Origin of the sequence: Bacillus sp. PS108 (genome assembly GCF_037963335.1) — a bacterium.
Classification (GTDB): domain Bacteria; phylum Bacillota; class Bacilli; order Bacillales; family Bacillaceae; genus Bacillus; species Bacillus subtilis.
This window is the reverse complement of record NZ_CP150155.1, coordinates 2637504-2654481: the sequence shown is the minus strand read 5'-3', so window position 1 is coordinate 2654481 and position 16978 is coordinate 2637504. Positions and strand designations below refer to the sequence as shown.

The window sequence follows — 16978 nt, the reverse complement described above, 5'->3', positions numbered from 1 at the left end:
AAGAGGTGCAAAACGGTGAGCTCGTTTGATAAAACGATGAAATTTAATTTCTCCGATGATTCTGCTGAGACTAACGTAAATGAGGTGCTGATTACAGTGTATGACGCGCTTCAGGAAAAGGGCTACAATCCAATCAACCAGATTGTCGGATACTTGCTGTCAGGTGATCCCGCTTATATTCCTAGGCATCGTGACGCTCGCAATTTAATTCGCAAACTTGAAAGAGACGAATTAATCGAGGAATTGGTAAAGTCTTATTTAGAACAGCATAAAGAGGCGTAAATAAAGAATGAGAATATTAGGACTCGATTTAGGAACCAAAACACTCGGTGTAGCTCTGAGCGATGAAATGGGCTGGACTGCTCAAGGCATTGAGACCATAAAGATAAATGAAGCAGAAGGCGATTATGGTTTATCCCGTTTATCTGAACTGATAAAGGACTATACTATAGATAAAATCGTGCTCGGCTTTCCTAAGAACATGAACGGAACAGTCGGCCCGAGAGGCGAAGCCAGCCAAACATTTGCGAAAGTGCTTGAAACAACGTACAATGTTCCTGTTGTGCTGTGGGACGAGCGTCTTACCACAATGGCGGCTGAAAAAATGCTGATTGCAGCTGACGTCAGCAGGCAAAAACGAAAAAAAGTCATTGATAAAATGGCGGCTGTTATGATTTTACAAGGATATCTTGACAGCTTAAATTAAAGCCAGAGGTGAAGAAAATGGAACACGGCGAAAAAAATATTACAATTGTTGACGATCAAGGAAATGAACAGCTTTGTGAAGTGCTGTTTACATTTGAAAATGAAGAGTTTGGCAAATCTTATGTCTTGTACTATCCAATCGAATCAAAAGATGACGAAGAAGTAGAAATTCTTGCTTCCAGCTTCACGCCAAACGAAGACGGTGAAAACGGTGAGCTATTCCCGATTGAAACTGACGAAGAATGGGATATGATCGAAGAAACACTAAACACATTCTTAGCGGACGAAGACGAAGAGTAAAACATCGCGCCAAATCAAAGCCGGAGCTATACTGCTCCGGCTTTTTTCTGCTTTATGCAGGCCTCTTTTTGTAATAAATTGCCGAAATACAATGAATCATGTAGTATAAGAGCTGATGGGAGGAGACCTAATGTATATCAATCAGCAAAAAAAATCGTTTTTTAATAAAAAAAGAATTATACTGTCTTCCATTGTTGTGCTGTTTCTCATCATTGGCGGGGCATTTTTATATGGGAAATCATTGCTTGAACCTGTTGAAAAAGACAGTAAAACGACAGTTAATATTAACATTCCGAGCGGTTCGTCTGTTTCAGCCATCGCATCGATATTAAAGAAAAATGATGTCATAAAAAGCGAGAAGGCGTTTCAGTACTATGTGAAATATAAAGGTGCTTCCGGGTTTCAGGCCGGATTCTACCATCTGAATAAAGGTATGGATTTAGATGCCATTATTCAGAAGCTGACAAGCGGGGCTACAGGTTACGCTTTTCAAATCACAGTGACTGAGGGAGCACAGCTGACCCAAATCGCGGCTGCTATTGCTGATGAAACAAAATACTCTAAAAAACAAGTCATAGCGAAGCTGGACGATGAAACATTTATCAATCAGCTGAAGAAAGAATTCCCGGACACTGTGACAAATGATGTTTTCAATAAAAACATTAAGCACCCGCTTGAAGGGTACCTATTCCCGGCTACATACCCTTTTAACGATCCGGACACATCACTTGAAGACATTATCAAGGCAATGATTAAGCAGACAAATTCTTATGTGGAAACATATAAATCAGAAATGAAGAAAAACAAAGTTTCTGTGCATAAGCTGCTGACAATGGCTTCTTTGATAGAAGAAGAAGCGACTGAAAAATCCGACCGCCATAAAATTGCGAGCGTCTTTTATAACCGCCTGAAAAAGAAAATGCCGCTCCAAACAGATCCGACCGTCCTGTACGCGGCAGGCAAGCATAAAGATCGGGTTCTTTATAAGGATCTGGAAATCGATTCACCATACAATACGTATAAAAACACAGGGCTGACGCCAGGGCCGATTGCCAATGCCGGCATGTCGTCATGGGAAGCGGCGCTGCATCCGGATAAAACGGACTATCTGTATTTCTTGGCCAAATCAAATGGTGAGGTCGTATTTACAAAAACGCTAAAAGAGCATAATAAAGCAAAAGAAAAATACATTTCCTCAAAAAATGAGAAATAAAAGGAGAGCAAAAAGCTCTCCTTTTGTTCGCTTTCCGCAAGGTTTTATGATAAAATATATCGGGTTGTTTACCGATGTATCATGATGTATTCAGAGAGTGTCCTGCGCATAAGACTGGGGCACTCCTTTTTAGAACGGGAGGCTGTTTGTAGTGACTGACCGGTATGAACAAATAAATGACTATATAGAAGCATTATTAAAGCCTCGGCCGGATAACGTGAAGAAGCTTGAAGCATATGCAGAAGAACATCATGTCCCGATTATGGAAAAAGCGGGCATGGAGGTGCTGCTTCAAATTTTGTCTGTGAAACAGCCGAAAAAAATACTAGAAATCGGAACGGCCATTGGTTATTCAGCCATTCGAATGGCGCTGGAGCTGCCGTCTGCTGAAATATATACAATTGAACGCAATGAGAAACGGCATGAAGAAGCGGTAAACAATATCAAGGAATTTCAGCTTGATGACCGGATTCATGTTTTTTACGGAGATGCGCTTGAATTAGCCGACGCCGTTCATGTAACCGCGCCTTACGATGTCATTTTTATTGACGCTGCAAAAGGTCAGTATCAAAACTTTTTTCATTTATATGAACCGATGCTTTCACCGGACGGGGTGGTTATAACAGACAACGTGCTGTTTAAAGGTCTGGTGGCAGAGGATTACAGCAAAATAGAACCGAAGAGAAGGCGCAGGCTTGTAGCAAAAATTGATGAATATAATCATTGGCTGATGAATCATCCGGATTATCAAACTGCGATTATTCCTGTCGGGGACGGACTTGCGATTAGTAAAAAGAAGAGGTGAACGTCATGAAAAAACCAGAGCTCTTAGTGACGCCGACGAGTACAGCGGACATTTTGCCGCTCATACAGGCTGGGGCAACTGCGTTTTTAGTTGGGGAACAGAGATACGGCTTGAGATTAGCCGGAGAATTTTCTCGTGAAGATGTAACAAAAGCCGTAGAGATTGCTCACAAAGAAGGGGCAAAAGTATACGTTGCTGTAAATGCAATTTTCCATAATGATAAAGTGGGTGAGCTTGGCGAATATCTGGCTTTCTTAGCAGAAGCCGGTGTCGATGCAGCGGTATTCGGCGATCCTGCCGTGCTGATGGCTGCCCGTGAATCTGCGCCTGATCTGAAGCTTCATTGGAGCACAGAAACGACAGGTACCAACTATTATACATGCAACTACTGGGGACGCAAGGGTGCGGCGCGCTCTGTGCTTGCCAGAGAATTAAACATGGACAGCATTGTTGAGATTAAAGAAAATGCGGAAGTCGAAATTGAAATCCAGGTGCATGGAATGACGTGCATGTTCCAATCGAAGCGTTCTTTGATTGGAAACTATTTTGAATATCAGGGCAAAGTCATGGACATTGAAAGAAAGAAAAAAGAATCAGGCATGTTTTTACACGATAAAGAACGTGATAATAAATATCCGATTTTCGAAGATGAAAACGGCACTCACATCATGAGCCCGAACGATGTGTGCATCATTGATGAGCTCGAGGAATTGATAGATGCCGGAATTGATTCTTTCAAAATCGATGGTGTTTTGAAAACGCCTGAATACCTAATAGAAGTCACCAAAATGTACAGAGAAGCAATTGATTTGTGCGTGGAAAACCGTGACGAATACGAAGCGAAAAAAGAAGACTGGATCGAACGCATTGAAAGCATCCAGCCAGTAAACAGAAAAATTGATACCGGATTCTTCTTCAAGGAAACGGTTTATTAATCAAAAGGAGGTTAAGCTATGACTGCCGTAAATGATAAAATATCCACAATCGTTAATGGAAAGCGTGTGATTACGAAAAAGCCGGAGCTTCTCGCACCTGCGGGTAATCTTGAAAAGCTGAAAATCGCTGTTCATTACGGAGCGGACGCGGTCTTTATCGGGGGACAGGAATACGGGCTTCGCTCGAATGCCGATAACTTTACGATCGAAGAAATTGCAGAAGGCGTAGAATTCGCAAAGAAATATGGCGCGAAGATCTACGTAACAACGAATATTTTCGCTCATAATGAAAACATGGACGGGCTTGAAGACTATTTAAAAGCGCTTGGAGACGCCAACGTTGCCGGTATTATTGTTGCAGATCCGCTTATTATTGAAACATGCCGCAGAGTGGCGCCGAATGTTGAGGTTCACTTGAGCACACAGCAGTCTCTTTCAAACTGGAAGGCTGTCCAGTTCTGGAAGGAAGAAGGTCTCGACCGCGTCGTGCTGGCACGTGAAACTAGCGCTCTTGAAATCAGAGAAATGAAAGAAAAGGTAGATATCGAAATCGAATCCTTCATTCATGGCGCAATGTGTATTGCATATTCCGGCCGCTGCGTGCTGAGCAATCACATGACAGCGCGGGATTCCAACCGCGGAGGCTGCTGCCAGTCATGCCGCTGGGATTATGATCTCTATCAAACAGACGGTGCCAACGCCGTTGCTTTGTATGGTGAAGAAGATGCACCATTTGCGATGAGCCCGAAAGATTTGAAGCTGATTGAATCCATTCCGAAAATGATTGAAATGGGAATCGACAGCTTAAAGATTGAAGGCCGCATGAAATCCATTCACTATGTAGCAACTGTTGTCAGCGTATACCGCAAAGTAATCGATGCTTATTGCGCTGATCCAGAGAACTTTGTGATTCAAAAAGAATGGCTTGAAGAGCTTGATAAGTGCGCCAACAGGGACACTGCGACAGCTTTCTTTGAAGGAACGCCAGGCTATGAAGAGCAAATGTTCGGCGAACACGCCAAGAAAACGACATATGATTTTGTCGGCTTAGTGCTGAATTATGATGAAGATACACAAATGGTCACGCTTCAGCAGCGCAATTTCTTCAAAAAAGGCGACGAAGTGGAATTTTTCGGACCAGAAATCGAAAACTTTACACATACGATTGAAACCATTTGGGACGAAGACGGAAATGAGCTAGATGCTGCCCGCCATCCCCTGCAAATTGTCAAATTCAAACTAGACAAAAAGATTTATCCGAGCAACATGATGAGAAAGGGGAAGTAACAGCCCATGGGTAAGAATCCAGTAGTCATTGGAATCGCAGGAGGTTCCGGTTCAGGAAAAACGAGTGTCACACGGTCCATTTATGAACAATTTAAAGGACACTCAATTTTAATGATCCAGCAGGACCTTTATTATAAAGACCAAAGCCATCTTCCGTTTGAAGAAAGGCTGAACACAAACTATGATCATCCGCTTGCGTTTGATAATGACTATTTAATCGAGCATATTCAGGATCTATTGAATTACCGCCCGATTGAAAAGCCGATTTATGACTATAAGCTTCACACACGTTCAGAAGAAACGGTTCACGTAGAGCCAAAGGATGTTATTATCCTTGAAGGCATTCTTGTTCTTGAAGACAAAAGGCTTCGTGATCTGATGGATATCAAGCTTTATGTTGATACGGACGCTGACTTGCGTATCATCAGACGGATTATGAGAGATATTAATGAGCGCGGACGCTCTATTGATTCTGTCATTGAACAATATGTGTCAGTGGTCCGTCCGATGCATAACCAATTCGTCGAGCCGACGAAACGATACGCTGATATTATTATCCCGGAAGGCGGTCAGAATCACGTCGCAATTGATCTGATGGTCACAAAAATTCAAACCATTCTTGAACAAAACGCGATTTTGTAATACCATAGCATAGACATAAATAACTCTGACCATATTATGTATAGGCAGGAAGGGAATGTGCGAATTCCCTTCTTTCCCTGTTTATAAACGCGAAATATTTGCAGAACGACACGATTCAGTTTAAGATAAACAGTACCTATATGGGAGAGAAGAACGAGGACTGCCCTGTGTTCTCATTCTTGTATTTTTTAGTTTATGCTCTCATACATAATCGAAGATGTTGAGGGACAACCAGAAGGAGTGAAGGGACATGGCACAAGAGAAAGTTTTTCCTATGACTGCAGAAGGAAAACAAAAACTTGAACAAGAATTAGAATATTTGAAAACGGTTAAACGAAAAGAAGTAGTAGAGCGAATCAAAATTGCGAGAAGCTTCGGAGACCTTTCCGAGAACTCTGAATACGATTCAGCGAAAGAAGAGCAGGCATTTGTAGAGGGCCGCGTGACGACTCTTGAAAATATGATTCGCAATGCGAAAATCATTGAAGATGACGGCGGCTCTAACGTTGTCGGTTTGGGTAAAACCGTCACTTTCGTCGAACTGCCTGACGGTGATGAAGAATCATATACGATCGTCGGAAGCGCGGAAGCTGACCCGTTTGAAGGGAAAATCTCAAACGATTCACCGATCGCAAAAAGCCTCTTGGGCAAAAAAGTAGATGAAGAAGTCACAGTACAAACACCGGGCGGAGAAATGCTCGTGAAAATTGTGAAAATTTCATAATATCTGTTTAGCAGCGAAACACCTCGTCCACAATGTGGGTGAGGTGTTTTTTTATGAAGATATCGAAACGAATGAAGCTGGCAGTCATCGTTTTTTTGATTGTATTTTTTCTGCTTCTGCTGAGGCTTGCAGAAATCCAGCTGTTTTTCACAGAATCATTTTCTAAAAAGAAAATTAATTTGATTCAAGAAAGTGTGAAACAGCGGACGGAGGAAGTGCTCATTTCAGATGGAAGAGGCTCTTTTTTAGATCGAAACGGGCGGGCGCTGACAGGACAAAGCGAGCCTGCGGTTGTTTTGTTCCCTTTTCTGCTGACGCAGGATTGGCCGATCAAAAAAGTTGCGGACATCCTCGGCATGTCTGAAGATGATTTGCGCCAGACACTAGGTAAGGCAAAAAAACCGGTCATTTTGCAGCAAAAGAAAATCAAAACACTTTCAAAACAATCTATCACAAAAATTAATTCTTTGAAATATCCCGGCATTTACGGCGTATATATGGAGAATGAAGACAAGCCCAGCCTTGCTTCACATACGATAGGGAGCACGAACCAAGATCCGGCGCTGCTTCGCAAGAAATATCCTGACAAGGAGAGCCTTCCGATTACAACAGAAATCGGAACAACCGGTTTAGAACGGACATTTGACGAGTTTTTGCTTCCGGAACAAGACACAAAGCTTTTATATCATGTGGACGGAAAAGGAAACCCTTTGTTTGGCATGGACGTCAAATATACAGCTGAAGCCAATACATTTTATCCGCTCCAGATCAAAACAACGATCGATCAAAGCATTCAAAAAGCGATGGAGGAGGTATTGGATGAACAGGGGCTGAAAAAGGGAGGAGCTGTGCTGCTGGACATCGAAAATAGCAGTGTTCTGGGAATTGTAAGCAAACCAGATGCGGATGTGTCCCGACAAAACACACTTCAAAATTATATGCTGACGCCAATCTATCCCGGATCAGTTTTTAAAACAGTCATTGCCGCAGCTGCAATCGAAAATAATATGGTGAAGCCTAGTCAAACCTTTAATTGCAATTTAAACCTGTACGGGGAACCAGGGGACGACAAAGGAACCTTGTCTTTTGATGAAAGTTTTGCACAAAGCTGTAATTACACATTTACGAGTCTTGCAGAACAATTAATGAAAAAAGACAGCTCGGTTATTGAAGATATGTCCGAGAAGCTGGCTCTCACTGATCGGGCAGGCTGGGAGGGAAAACTGTACCACGAAACCGATTTCCGCCAGCTGTATAACGAAAAAAGCGGCGTGATTTGGGGGGATGAAAAAGACAAATCAGTCAAAAAAGCCATTGCGCAAACAGCAATCGGGCAGAAAAATGTAAAGGTAACGCCGCTGGAGGTAGCCAATATGATGGCGACAATCGCCCGCGGCGGAGAAAAACGGCAGGTGAAAATTGCCGAACAAATTGAGTATAAGAACGGCACAACGCTCGTTACGTTTAAAGATCAGAAGCTCAAAGGGGAAACGATAGACAAATATACGTCACAGCAGCTTCAAAAAATACTGCGGCGGGTAGTAGAATCTCCTTCCGGAACGGGCAGAAGGTTTCAAGATCTTCCGTATACTGTAGCAGGGAAGTCGGGCACAGCCCAGACAGGCAAGCTTTCAAAAGAGAAGGAAACGCTCTATGAAAAATGGTTTGCCGGATATTTTCCCGCGGATAAGCCGAAATACGCTCTGGTTGTTTTACACATGGATATACCGGGAGATAAGGCTCTGACAAATTCGGTGTTTTATGATATTGTTAAAAAAGTACACGAAATTGAAATCAATCAGAAATAGAACAACTTCTCAGCACATGTTAAAATATATGCTGAGCCAAGAGGGATAAAGGAGTGCAGAATTATTGAGCAATAATCAATCTCGTTATGAAAATCGTGATAAACGCAGAAAAGCCAATTTAGTGCTTAACATTTTAATCGCAATCGTATCCATACTAATTGTCGTAGTAGCAGCGAATCTCTTCATTAACAGTCCTTCTAGCAAAGATGTCAGCAAGGATTCTGAAACGACGCAAAAACAGGAATCTCCGGCTTCAGGAAAGACGGAAAAGAAATCGGATGAGGATATAAAAGACAGCAAGAAAGATACATCTGACAGTGAAAAGGATTCTGAGAAGTCTTCTGACTCTGATTCCAAAAAAGATGATTCTCCTTCTAAAAAAGATGACTCTGATTCAGATTCAAGCTCAGATTCAGCCGGTGACGGGCTTAAAGATGCAAAAGTAACAGAAGGCGGCTCATCGAGCGATGTGGAAAAAACGTATGAAAATCCTGACTGGAAAGCAGTCGGAACTGAGCAGACTGGCGAGCATGCCGCTACTTATGATTCAAGCTCACAAGACTGGGCTGAGATGCTGAAAGCCATTTCGTACGCAACTGGTGTCTCAACAGATAACATGACGGTGCTCTGGCTCGGAAATAACGGCAGCCCTCAGGATGCCAAAGGCAAAATTTTGGACAAGGCGACTGGGAATAAATATCAAGTCACGATTACATGGGTCGATGAAAAAGGCTGGAAGCCGACAAAAGTAGAAAAGCTAAAATAAACAAAAGCAGCCGGGTTACAACCGGCTGCTTTTGTTTTAGGCTTCAGCTGCGAAATGAACCACCGCGCTGTACAATATTCTTCCTTCTGCCACAGCAGTTTGGTGTGAAACAGATTTCACCCGGAGCATGATGGCTTTATTGTTTTCAATTTGTGTATTGATTTTCTTTTCAAGCTCCTGCAATGAAGCCGCTTCAAAAAATTCCACTTTGTCTTTAATCAGATCTAATTGAAAATTCATGTCTTGACCCTCCAGCTTTCACAAGTCATATGAAGTATAAGCTTTTTTGCGGTCAATGCGCAATATGAGATGGCATAAAATACACAAAGTGTTTTAGTACCTGCTTTTCAGAAGATGTGGTATTATAGGAACTGTTCCATCATTAATTCATAGTATGCTTATAGGAATTATTAAATATGGAGTGTGACAAATATGGGACGTGAATTTATCCCTCTCTTTGAAGATTGGGCAGCAACTTATGATCAAACAGTAAAAGGTTTAGATATTCAGTATAAAGAAGCGTTCAGAGGCTACGATCATATCCTTGATGCCATCGTCAGCAAATCTGGAACGCATGTGTTAGAATTTGGCCCGGGGACAGGGAATTTGACGGCTAAGCTGCTCGATGCAGGCAAAACTGTATTTGGAATCGAACCTTCTCCAGCAATGCGTAAACTGGCTTCTGACAAGCTCTCAGGCAGGACGGAAATCGTTGATGGAGACTTCCTGACATTCCCTGAGCCGCCATTTCAGGCTGATACGATTGTCAGTTCATATGCTTTTCATCATTTGACTGACGAAGAAAAGCGGGCTGCCATAAAGCAATATGGCAAATACCTTCACTTGCATGATAAAATAGTGTTTGCCGATACCGTCTTTGAAGATGCGCAAGCGTATCAACAGGCTATCGATAAAGCCCGTTCTCAAGGCTTTTATCAGCTTGCAAATGATTTAGAGACAGAGCATTATCCTACATTGGATGCGTTGAAAGAAATGTTTACAGCTGAAGGTTTTGCAGTCCGATTCACTCAGCAAAACGACTTCGTGTGGATAATGGAGGCGATCAAACGGTAAAGTGAAGGGAATGTGAATAGATGAGACTAGCAGTCATCGGAGCAATGGAAGAGGAAGTTACCATCTTAAGAAACAAACTTGAAAATGCAAAAACAGAAACGATCGCACACTGTGAATTTACAACAGGCAAATATGAAGGAACTGAAGTGATTCTTTTAAAATCAGGAATTGGAAAAGTAAATGCTGCGATCAGCACGACGCTTCTGCTTGACCGTTACAAGCCTGATTATGTCATTAACACAGGCTCAGCCGGCGGATTTCATCATACATTGAATGTAGGGGATGTCGTTATTTCCACTGACGTTCGCCACCATGATGTAGACGTAACGGCTTTTGACTATGAATACGGCCAAGTGCCGGGTCTTCCGGCTGCTTATGCGGCGGATGAAAAGCTGATCAGCATCACTGAAGAAGCGGTATCTGAACTCGACGGCATTCAGGTTGCAAAAGGAACGATTGCAACAGGCGATTCTTTCATGAACGATCCGAAGCGGGTTGAAGAGGTGCGTGCGAGATTTTCTGATCTGTACGCGGTTGAAATGGAGGCTGCGGCAGTGGCTCAAGTATGCCATCAATTTAAAACGCCGTTTGTCGTCATCAGAGCGTTATCAGATATCGCAGGAAAAGAATCACATGTTTCATTTGACCAATTTTTAGAGCAGGCGGCTGTTCATTCAACAGAGCTTGTGTTAAAGGTGATCAAACGAATTCATTAAAACGGGGAGAACGTTCTCCTCCGTTTTTCTCTAAAAACAACCTCTATTAAGGAGGAGGACATATATGACAGTGATTACGGACATTACCGAGCTGATTGGGAATACACCGCTTCTCCGCTTGAAGAACTTTGATGTTCCAGAAGGAGTCGCGGTGTATGCCAAGCTTGAAATGATGAATCCAGGGGGAAGCATCAAAGACAGACTGGGAGATATGCTGATTCGTGACGCGCTCGATTCAGGCAAAGTGAAACCCGGCGGAGTGATTATAGAAGCTACGGCAGGCAATACAGGGATCGGCCTTGCGTTAAGTGCCAGAAAATATGGGCTGAAAGCGATTTTCTGTGTCCCTGAACATTTCAGCAGAGAGAAACAGCAAATTATGCAAGCGCTTGGCGCATCAATCATTCATACACCGCGTCAAGACGGAATGCAGGGAGCCATTCAAAAAGCCATTCAGCTGGAGACTGAAATTGAAAATTCTTATTGCGTTTTGCAATTTAAAAACCGAGTAAATCCATCGACTTACTATAAGACGCTTGGACCTGAAATGTGGGAAGCGCTTGACGGGAATATTCATACATTTGTCGCAGGGGCAGGATCAGGGGGCACATTCGCAGGGACAGCTTCCTTCTTAAAAGAAAAAAATCCAGCAGTCAAAACGGTGATTGTTGAACCGGAGGGCTCGATTTTAAACGGAGGAGAGCCCCACGCTCATAAAACAGAGGGCATCGGCATGGAGTTTATCCCCGATTATATGGATAAGAGCCATTTTGACGAGATCTACACCGTAACAGATGAGAATGCGTTTAGACTTGTGAAAGAAGCGGCAGAAAAAGAAGGCCTGCTGATCGGAAGCTCTTCAGGTGCAGCGCTTTATGCGGCATTGGAGGAAGCGAAAAAAGCATCCGCTGGAACTAATATTGTCACAGTATTTCCTGACAGCAGCGATCGATATATCAGCAAACAAATATACGAAGGAGGCATCTGATATGAAGAAAAAAACATTGATGATACATGGCGGAATCACAGGTGATGAGAAAACAGGCGCAGTTTCCGTGCCGATTTATCAAGTAAGCACGTACAAGCAGCCGAAAGCAGGGCAGCATACAGGCTACGAGTATTCAAGAACGGCCAATCCGACTCGAACCGCTCTCGAAGCACTTGTGACAGAACTGGAAAGCGGGGAAGCAGGCTATGCGTTCAGCTCAGGAATGGCTGCCATTACAGCAGTTATGATGCTGTTTAACAGCGGAGATCATGTCGTGTTGACTGATGATGTGTACGGCGGAACATATCGCGTGATGACAAAGGTGCTTAACCGTCTTGGCATTGAATCAACATTTGTTGATACGAGCAGCAGGGAAGAAGTTGAAAAAGCGATTCGCCCTAATACAAAAGCCATTTATATTGAAACTCCGACAAACCCGTTGCTCAAAATCACCGACCTGACGCTCATGGCTGATATCGCAAAAAAAGCGGGTGTTCTGCTTATCGTAGACAATACCTTTAATACTCCTTATTTTCAACAGCCGCTTACTTTAGGCGCTGATATCGTACTGCACAGTGCGACAAAATATCTTGGCGGACACAGTGATGTCGTCGGAGGTTTAGTTGTGACAGCTTCGAAAGAGCTTGGAGAAGAGCTGCATTTTGTGCAAAACTCCACAGGCGGCGTGCTCGGCCCTCAAGATTCCTGGCTGTTAATGAGAGGAATCAAAACGTTGGGACTCAGAATGGAAGCGATCGATCAAAATGCGCGGAAAATCGCAAGCTTTCTTGAGAATCACCCTGCTGTCCAAACGTTATATTACCCTGGTTCTTCAAATCATCCCGGACATGAGCTTGCAAAAACGCAAGGATCGGGCTTCGGCGGCATGATCTCCTTTGATATTGGCAGTGAAGAACGGGTTGATGCGTTTTTAGGAAATCTGAAACTGTTTACCATTGCTGAAAGCCTAGGGGCGGTTGAAAGCTTAATTTCTGTTCCTGCAAGAATGACACATGCCTCTATTCCGAGAGAACGCCGGCTTGAGCTCGGCATTACGGACGGCTTGATCAGAATTTCTGTAGGAATTGAAGATGCGGAAGACTTGTTGGAAGATATCGGCCAAGCGCTTGAAAATATATAACAAATGGATAGAATTACTTTCTCTGTAAGCCGCCGGATTATATTATAATAGTCGTATACTATGAATCTGGCAGGTGATTCTTTTGAACAAAAATAGAATGAAATCTTTAAAAGAAGACTACAAGCATTTTGCTTTTACATTGCTTGCAGTCAGCACTTTTTTATATATAGGCGCAGTTCTCCCTGATCAAGGTTTAACATTAGGCCAGAAATCGACGATGTTTTTAGCGGATTGCGTATTTTTAGCCGGTGCCTTCTTTTGCGCTGACCGTTCACTTATTTACAAGAAGCGTTTGGAAGAAGCCGACGAATAAAAAAACAGCCATCATCAGCGATGGCTGTTTTTCTGTTATTGTTCTCGAAGTTCTTTTCCCATGCCTTTTAAAAACTGAAGGCCGAAGCCGACGGCTCTGTTGATATCAGGATCGTTCATTGCTTTTAACAGGTCGAGAATCCCGACTTTCTTGTCTTCTTTTAAAAAGCTTTGTGCCTGTTCAGTCCCAGCCATTACGCTTTCTAAAAGCTTTGCTGTAAACTCAGGATCGGCTTTTGTCAATGCGCCTCCGGCGGCCATCATCGTGTTGATGAGGTTGGTGACAGGCTCGCGGGAAACTTGGCCAAGCGCAATCTTGGCAATGTCTTCCTTCGCTCTGAGCATGCTTGTTGCCGCATCAAAAATTCCAAGATCATTGAGTTCATTCATTAACGTCATCGTTTTAGAGACGGCGTCCTCATTTTCCGCCAGCAGCTCTTTCAGTTCTTCTATTTTTTCAAGCTTCATTTGCTCAGCTGTTTTTGTTTCTTTTTTGATCGTCGTAATCGGAGTGGCCATTCGTTTTCCTCCTATCGTTTAATCAGTCAGATGTACATAGCCAGGGCGGTTCCATTTTCTTTCTGCTTCGACTCCGTTTTGCGGATGCCGTTTTTTGTTGCGCGGATTTGTTTTTGGAAGCGGCGCTGTTTCACAGCCGCCAAGCACTTCCATGCGGACCTTTGTCTGTTTATAAGCAGGCGTGTTCGTCCGTTTATCAGCTGCAGGGCCCGTCAAGAAGTTAATCGCTGACTCCTTGTCTGTCGAGTTCATTGGCAGATAGAGTTCATTTTTCCGTACCCGGTCTGTGATCAGCGCGTTCAATTTGACTGCTCCGAACGGAGAAACGAGCCGTACAAGCGAACCGTCACAAACACCTCGCTCTTGTGCAAGCTCAGGTGAGATCTCAACGAATACATTCGGCACTTTCGCTTGGATGCCTTTCGATTTATTTGTCATGTTTCCTTCGTGGAAATGCTCCAGCATCCGGCCGTTATTGATATGAAGGTCATATTCCTCCGGAAATGCCGCTGGCTCGGTCCAATCAGAAAGGGCAAAGCGGGCTTTTTTGTCAGGGAAATTAAATCCGTCTTCATACAGAAGCGGTGTGCTTTCACCTGTGAAGCTGCCCCATAGGAAGCTGTTCCAGCCTTCAAGCACCTCATAGCTTGCTTTGGCAAACAGAGGAGAAAGACTCGCCATTTCAGAGAAAATGTCACTTGGATGGCTGTAATTCCAATTCGCTCCTAAACGGTTTGCCACCTCTTGAATAATCCACCAGTCCGGTTTTGCGTCACCAAGCGTCGGAAGCGCCTGATACAATCGCTGGACACGGCGTTCTGTGTTGGTAAATGTTCCGTCTTTTTCAAGTGAAGGAGTGGCCGGCAAGACGACATCAGCATATTGAGCTGTTCTTGACAGAAAGATGTCCTGTACCACGAAGAAATCAAGGCTTGATAAAATATCATGCACATGGTTCGCGTTTGAATCGACCAGTGCCATATCCTCACCGACAAGATACATAGCTTTCATTTTTCCTTCTTCAATGGCATGAAGCATTTGAATATTATCTAAACCAGGCTTTCCATCAATCTCGACACCATATGCCTCTTCAAATTTAGCGCGTGCTTTGTCATCTGTAATATGCTGATATCCCGGCAGCCAGCCAGGCAATGTTCCCATATCACATGCGCCTTGCACGTTATTGTGTCCGCGCAGAGGATAAGCGCCGGCACCTGGACGGCGATAGTTGCCCGTAGCGAGAAGCAGGTTTGAAATGGCTGCTGATGTATCAGAACCGCCTGTATTTTGTGTGACACCCATTCCCCAAAGGACACAAGTGCCGTCAGCATCACGAATCATTTCAGCAATTTGAATGATGTTTTCTTTTGAAAGGCCTGTGATGCGTTCTGCATAATCAAGCGTATACGTTTTAAGGGTTTCTTTATAATCTTCAAAGTAATTGACGTTCTCATCAATAAACGCCTGATCGTGCCAGCCTTGGTCGATCATATATTTTGTAACAGCCATCAGCCAAACTTGGTCTGTGCCTTGTTTAGGGCTGATGAACAGATCAGATCGCTCAGCCATCTCATTTTTACGCAGGTCGGCAACAATCAGTTTTTGACCGTGGAGCTTGTGTGCCCGTTTGACGCGTGTTGCGAGCACTGGGTGTCCTTCCGCCGGATTGGCACCGACAATGATGACGAGGCCTGCTTTGGCAATATCTTTAATCGTGCCGGCGTCACCGCCCATGCCGACAGTGCGGAACAATCCGTCTGTAGCAGGAGACTGGCAGTAGCGTGAGCAGTTATCGACGTTGTTTGTTTCAAATACCTGACGCGCTAGTTTTTGAATGACATAGTTTTCTTCATTCGTAATTTTAGAAGAAGAAATAAACCCGACAGAGCCTTTACCGTACTGCTCTTTGATTGATCCTAATCTGCTTGCGACAAGATCGAGGGCTTCTTCCCAAGAAGATTCCACAAAGGCTCCGTTTTTACGGATTAAAGGCTTTGTGATCCGTTCTTTTGAATTGACAAAATCCCAGCCGAATTTCCCTTTGACACATGTGGAAATTGCGTTAACCGGAGCATCAGAAACAGGCTGGATCTTTAAAATATCCCGTCCTTTTGTCCATACTTCAAATGAACACCCGACACCGCAGAACGTACATACAGTTTTCGTTTTTTTCGTTCTCGTTTCACGCATTGCCGCTTCGACTTCAGAAATGGCAAAAATGCTGCCATACCCCGGTTCAACATTTTTCACGAGATCAATCATCGGTTCCATGACGTCCTCTTTAATGCCTGTCATAAAGCCAGCCTGCCCGAGCATTGATTTTTCCATCAGTGCATTACATGGACATACTGTTACACACTGACCGCAGCTGACACAGGAAGATTCATTGATCGGAACTCCCTCATCCCAAATGACGCGAGGGCGTTCGCGTTCCCAGTCGATTGAGAGTGTTTCATTTACCTGAAGGTTTTGACAGACCTCAACACACTGGCCGCAGGCAATACATTGGTTTGGATCATAGCGGTAAAAAGGATGAGACATATCAACCGCGCAAGAAGGATCTTCTTTTGGCGTGTATGGGTATTTTTGATGCTCGATCCCCATCATTTCCGCTGTATTATGCAGCGTACAGTTTCCATTGTTGTTATCGCAAACTGTACAATACAGCAAATGATTTTCAAGAAGGCGGTCCATCGCTTCGGTTTGCGCTTCTTTCACTCGATTTCCTGATAGATCAATAGACATCCCGTTTTCTGCAACCGTCGCGCATGAACGAACCAGCTTGCCGTTTGCCTCTACTATGCAAGTATCACAAGTTTGAATCGGGTCAACCTCTGGTACGTGGCAAATCTGCGGGTACTCAATTCCGTTTTCATTTAAAATATCTAAAATTGTGGCCCCTGCTCGTGCTTGAATTTCTGTTCCGTCTACACGGACACTGATCGACTTAACGTCCATCATATTCATATTCCCCTCCATCTGTCTTTCAAGAAGTCAAAAAAAGCCATGTATAGATACACCTGCCCTTAATTCTAAGAAGGTG

The 16978-nt window shown here is 43.7% G+C and carries 19 protein-coding genes; 16 read left to right on the top strand and 3 right to left on the bottom strand.

Annotated elements, in window-relative coordinates:
- Positions 1 to 15 precede the first annotated feature (15 nt).
- The 11 genes from NSQ16_RS13830 to NSQ16_RS13780 all read left to right on the top strand — a co-directional run bounded on the left by NSQ16_RS13830 (position 16) and on the right by NSQ16_RS13780 (position 9185).
- Positions 16 to 282: an IreB family regulatory phosphoprotein gene (locus tag NSQ16_RS13830; protein WP_003225903.1), complete on the top strand. Its 267-nt coding sequence runs from the start codon at positions 16 to 18 to the stop codon at positions 280 to 282.
- Between the two features lie 7 nt (positions 283 to 289).
- A complete protein-coding gene (gene ruvX, locus NSQ16_RS13825; RefSeq protein ID WP_003229795.1) occupies positions 290 to 706 on the top strand; it encodes a Holliday junction resolvase RuvX in 417 nt (138 codons plus the stop codon).
- Between the two features lie 17 nt (positions 707 to 723).
- Positions 724 to 1005: a DUF1292 domain-containing protein gene (locus NSQ16_RS13820; RefSeq protein WP_003246199.1), complete on the top strand. Its 282-nt coding sequence runs from the start codon at positions 724 to 726 to the stop codon at positions 1003 to 1005.
- A gap of 130 nt (positions 1006 to 1135) precedes the next feature.
- The gene (mltG, locus tag NSQ16_RS13815; RefSeq protein WP_230488294.1) at positions 1136 to 2218 is read left to right on the top strand and encodes an endolytic transglycosylase MltG; all 1083 of its coding nucleotides are present in this window, start codon (positions 1136 to 1138) and stop codon (positions 2216 to 2218) included.
- 151 nt (positions 2219 to 2369) lie between these two features.
- On the top strand, positions 2370 to 3023 hold the full coding sequence (locus NSQ16_RS13810; protein WP_015251578.1) for an O-methyltransferase: 654 nt from the start codon (positions 2370 to 2372) through the stop codon (positions 3021 to 3023).
- A 5-nt stretch (positions 3024 to 3028) separates the two neighbouring features.
- Positions 3029 to 3958 (top strand): peptidase U32 family protein, encoded by a 930-nt coding sequence (locus NSQ16_RS13805; RefSeq protein WP_015714428.1) that lies wholly within the window; start codon positions 3029 to 3031, stop codon positions 3956 to 3958.
- 18 nt (positions 3959 to 3976) lie between these two features.
- The gene (locus NSQ16_RS13800) at positions 3977 to 5245 is read left to right on the top strand and encodes a U32 family peptidase (protein ID WP_003229802.1); all 1269 of its coding nucleotides are present in this window, start codon (positions 3977 to 3979) and stop codon (positions 5243 to 5245) included.
- 6 nt (positions 5246 to 5251) lie between these two features.
- Positions 5252 to 5887: a uridine kinase gene (gene udk / locus NSQ16_RS13795; protein WP_003225916.1), complete on the top strand. Its 636-nt coding sequence runs from the start codon at positions 5252 to 5254 to the stop codon at positions 5885 to 5887.
- A 250-nt stretch (positions 5888 to 6137) separates the two neighbouring features.
- A complete protein-coding gene (gene greA, locus NSQ16_RS13790) occupies positions 6138 to 6611 on the top strand; it encodes a transcription elongation factor GreA (RefSeq protein WP_004399078.1) in 474 nt (157 codons plus the stop codon).
- Between the two features lie 53 nt (positions 6612 to 6664).
- The gene (locus NSQ16_RS13785; RefSeq protein ID WP_230488293.1) at positions 6665 to 8419 is read left to right on the top strand and encodes a penicillin-binding protein 2; all 1755 of its coding nucleotides are present in this window, start codon (positions 6665 to 6667) and stop codon (positions 8417 to 8419) included.
- 64 nt (positions 8420 to 8483) lie between these two features.
- Positions 8484 to 9185 carry a YrrS family protein gene (locus NSQ16_RS13780; RefSeq protein WP_038429387.1) on the top strand — a complete coding sequence of 234 codons (702 nt, stop codon included), beginning with the start codon at positions 8484 to 8486 and terminating at the stop codon, positions 9183 to 9185.
- A 36-nt stretch (positions 9186 to 9221) separates the two neighbouring features.
- Here the strand turns inward: NSQ16_RS13780 and NSQ16_RS13775 are convergent, their stop codons facing one another.
- Positions 9222 to 9425, bottom strand: a complete 204-nt coding sequence (locus NSQ16_RS13775) for a YrzA family protein (RefSeq protein ID WP_014477495.1) — start codon at positions 9423 to 9425, stop codon at positions 9222 to 9224.
- Between the two features lie 192 nt (positions 9426 to 9617).
- Between NSQ16_RS13775 and NSQ16_RS13770 the strand changes: the two genes are divergently transcribed.
- The 5 genes from NSQ16_RS13770 to NSQ16_RS13750 all read left to right on the top strand — a co-directional run bounded on the left by NSQ16_RS13770 (position 9618) and on the right by NSQ16_RS13750 (position 13417).
- The gene (locus tag NSQ16_RS13770) at positions 9618 to 10259 is read left to right on the top strand and encodes a class I SAM-dependent methyltransferase (RefSeq protein WP_080529611.1); all 642 of its coding nucleotides are present in this window, start codon (positions 9618 to 9620) and stop codon (positions 10257 to 10259) included.
- 20 nt (positions 10260 to 10279) lie between these two features.
- Positions 10280 to 10975, top strand: a complete 696-nt coding sequence (gene mtnN / locus NSQ16_RS13765; RefSeq protein WP_038429386.1) for a 5'-methylthioadenosine/S-adenosylhomocysteine nucleosidase — start codon at positions 10280 to 10282, stop codon at positions 10973 to 10975.
- A 64-nt stretch (positions 10976 to 11039) separates the two neighbouring features.
- Positions 11040 to 11963: an O-acetylserine dependent cystathionine beta-synthase gene (locus NSQ16_RS13760; RefSeq protein ID WP_014477492.1), complete on the top strand. Its 924-nt coding sequence runs from the start codon at positions 11040 to 11042 to the stop codon at positions 11961 to 11963.
- Between the two features lies 1 nt (position 11964).
- A complete protein-coding gene (locus NSQ16_RS13755; RefSeq protein ID WP_017696065.1) occupies positions 11965 to 13104 on the top strand; it encodes a bifunctional cystathionine gamma-lyase/homocysteine desulfhydrase in 1140 nt (379 codons plus the stop codon).
- 82 nt (positions 13105 to 13186) lie between these two features.
- Positions 13187 to 13417, top strand: a complete 231-nt coding sequence (locus NSQ16_RS13750) for a YrhC family protein (RefSeq protein WP_003237358.1) — start codon at positions 13187 to 13189, stop codon at positions 13415 to 13417.
- Between the two features lie 35 nt (positions 13418 to 13452).
- Here NSQ16_RS13750 and NSQ16_RS13745 read toward each other — a convergent pair whose 3' ends face one another.
- Positions 13453 to 13935: a DUF1641 domain-containing protein gene (locus NSQ16_RS13745; protein WP_029727145.1), complete on the bottom strand. Its 483-nt coding sequence runs from the start codon at positions 13933 to 13935 to the stop codon at positions 13453 to 13455.
- A gap of 18 nt (positions 13936 to 13953) precedes the next feature.
- Positions 13954 to 16896: a formate dehydrogenase subunit alpha gene (gene fdhF / locus NSQ16_RS13740; RefSeq protein WP_010886582.1), complete on the bottom strand. Its 2943-nt coding sequence runs from the start codon at positions 16894 to 16896 to the stop codon at positions 13954 to 13956.
- Positions 16897 to 16978: the final 82 nt, after the last annotated feature.

Excerpts from the sequence above, each read along its gene's own strand:
- NSQ16_RS13770 (WP_080529611.1), top strand. The coding sequence starts at position 9,618 with ATGGGACGTGAATTTATCCCTCTCTTTGAAGATTGGGCAGCAACTTAT.
- NSQ16_RS13820 (WP_003246199.1), top strand. The coding sequence starts at position 724 with ATGGAACACGGCGAAAAAAATATTACAATTGTTGACGATCAAGGAAAT.
- udk (WP_003225916.1), top strand. The coding sequence starts at position 5,252 with ATGGGTAAGAATCCAGTAGTCATTGGAATCGCAGGAGGTTCCGGTTCA.
- NSQ16_RS13755 (WP_017696065.1), top strand. The coding sequence starts at position 11,965 with ATGAAGAAAAAAACATTGATGATACATGGCGGAATCACAGGTGATGAG.
- fdhF (WP_010886582.1), bottom strand. The coding sequence starts at position 16,896 with ATGATGGACGTTAAGTCGATCAGTGTCCGTGTAGACGGAACAGAAATT.
- NSQ16_RS13800 (WP_003229802.1), top strand. The coding sequence starts at position 3,977 with ATGACTGCCGTAAATGATAAAATATCCACAATCGTTAATGGAAAGCGT.
- NSQ16_RS13785 (WP_230488293.1), top strand. The coding sequence starts at position 6,665 with ATGAAGATATCGAAACGAATGAAGCTGGCAGTCATCGTTTTTTTGATT.
- NSQ16_RS13745 (WP_029727145.1), bottom strand. The coding sequence starts at position 13,935 with ATGGCCACTCCGATTACGACGATCAAAAAAGAAACAAAAACAGCTGAG.
- NSQ16_RS13775 (WP_014477495.1), bottom strand. The coding sequence starts at position 9,425 with ATGAATTTTCAATTAGATCTGATTAAAGACAAAGTGGAATTTTTTGAA.
- NSQ16_RS13760 (WP_014477492.1), top strand. The coding sequence starts at position 11,040 with ATGACAGTGATTACGGACATTACCGAGCTGATTGGGAATACACCGCTT.
- ruvX (WP_003229795.1), top strand. The coding sequence starts at position 290 with ATGAGAATATTAGGACTCGATTTAGGAACCAAAACACTCGGTGTAGCT.
- mtnN (WP_038429386.1), top strand. The coding sequence starts at position 10,280 with ATGAGACTAGCAGTCATCGGAGCAATGGAAGAGGAAGTTACCATCTTA.
- NSQ16_RS13805 (WP_015714428.1), top strand. The coding sequence starts at position 3,029 with ATGAAAAAACCAGAGCTCTTAGTGACGCCGACGAGTACAGCGGACATT.
- mltG (WP_230488294.1), top strand. The coding sequence starts at position 1,136 with ATGTATATCAATCAGCAAAAAAAATCGTTTTTTAATAAAAAAAGAATT.
- greA (WP_004399078.1), top strand. The coding sequence starts at position 6,138 with ATGGCACAAGAGAAAGTTTTTCCTATGACTGCAGAAGGAAAACAAAAA.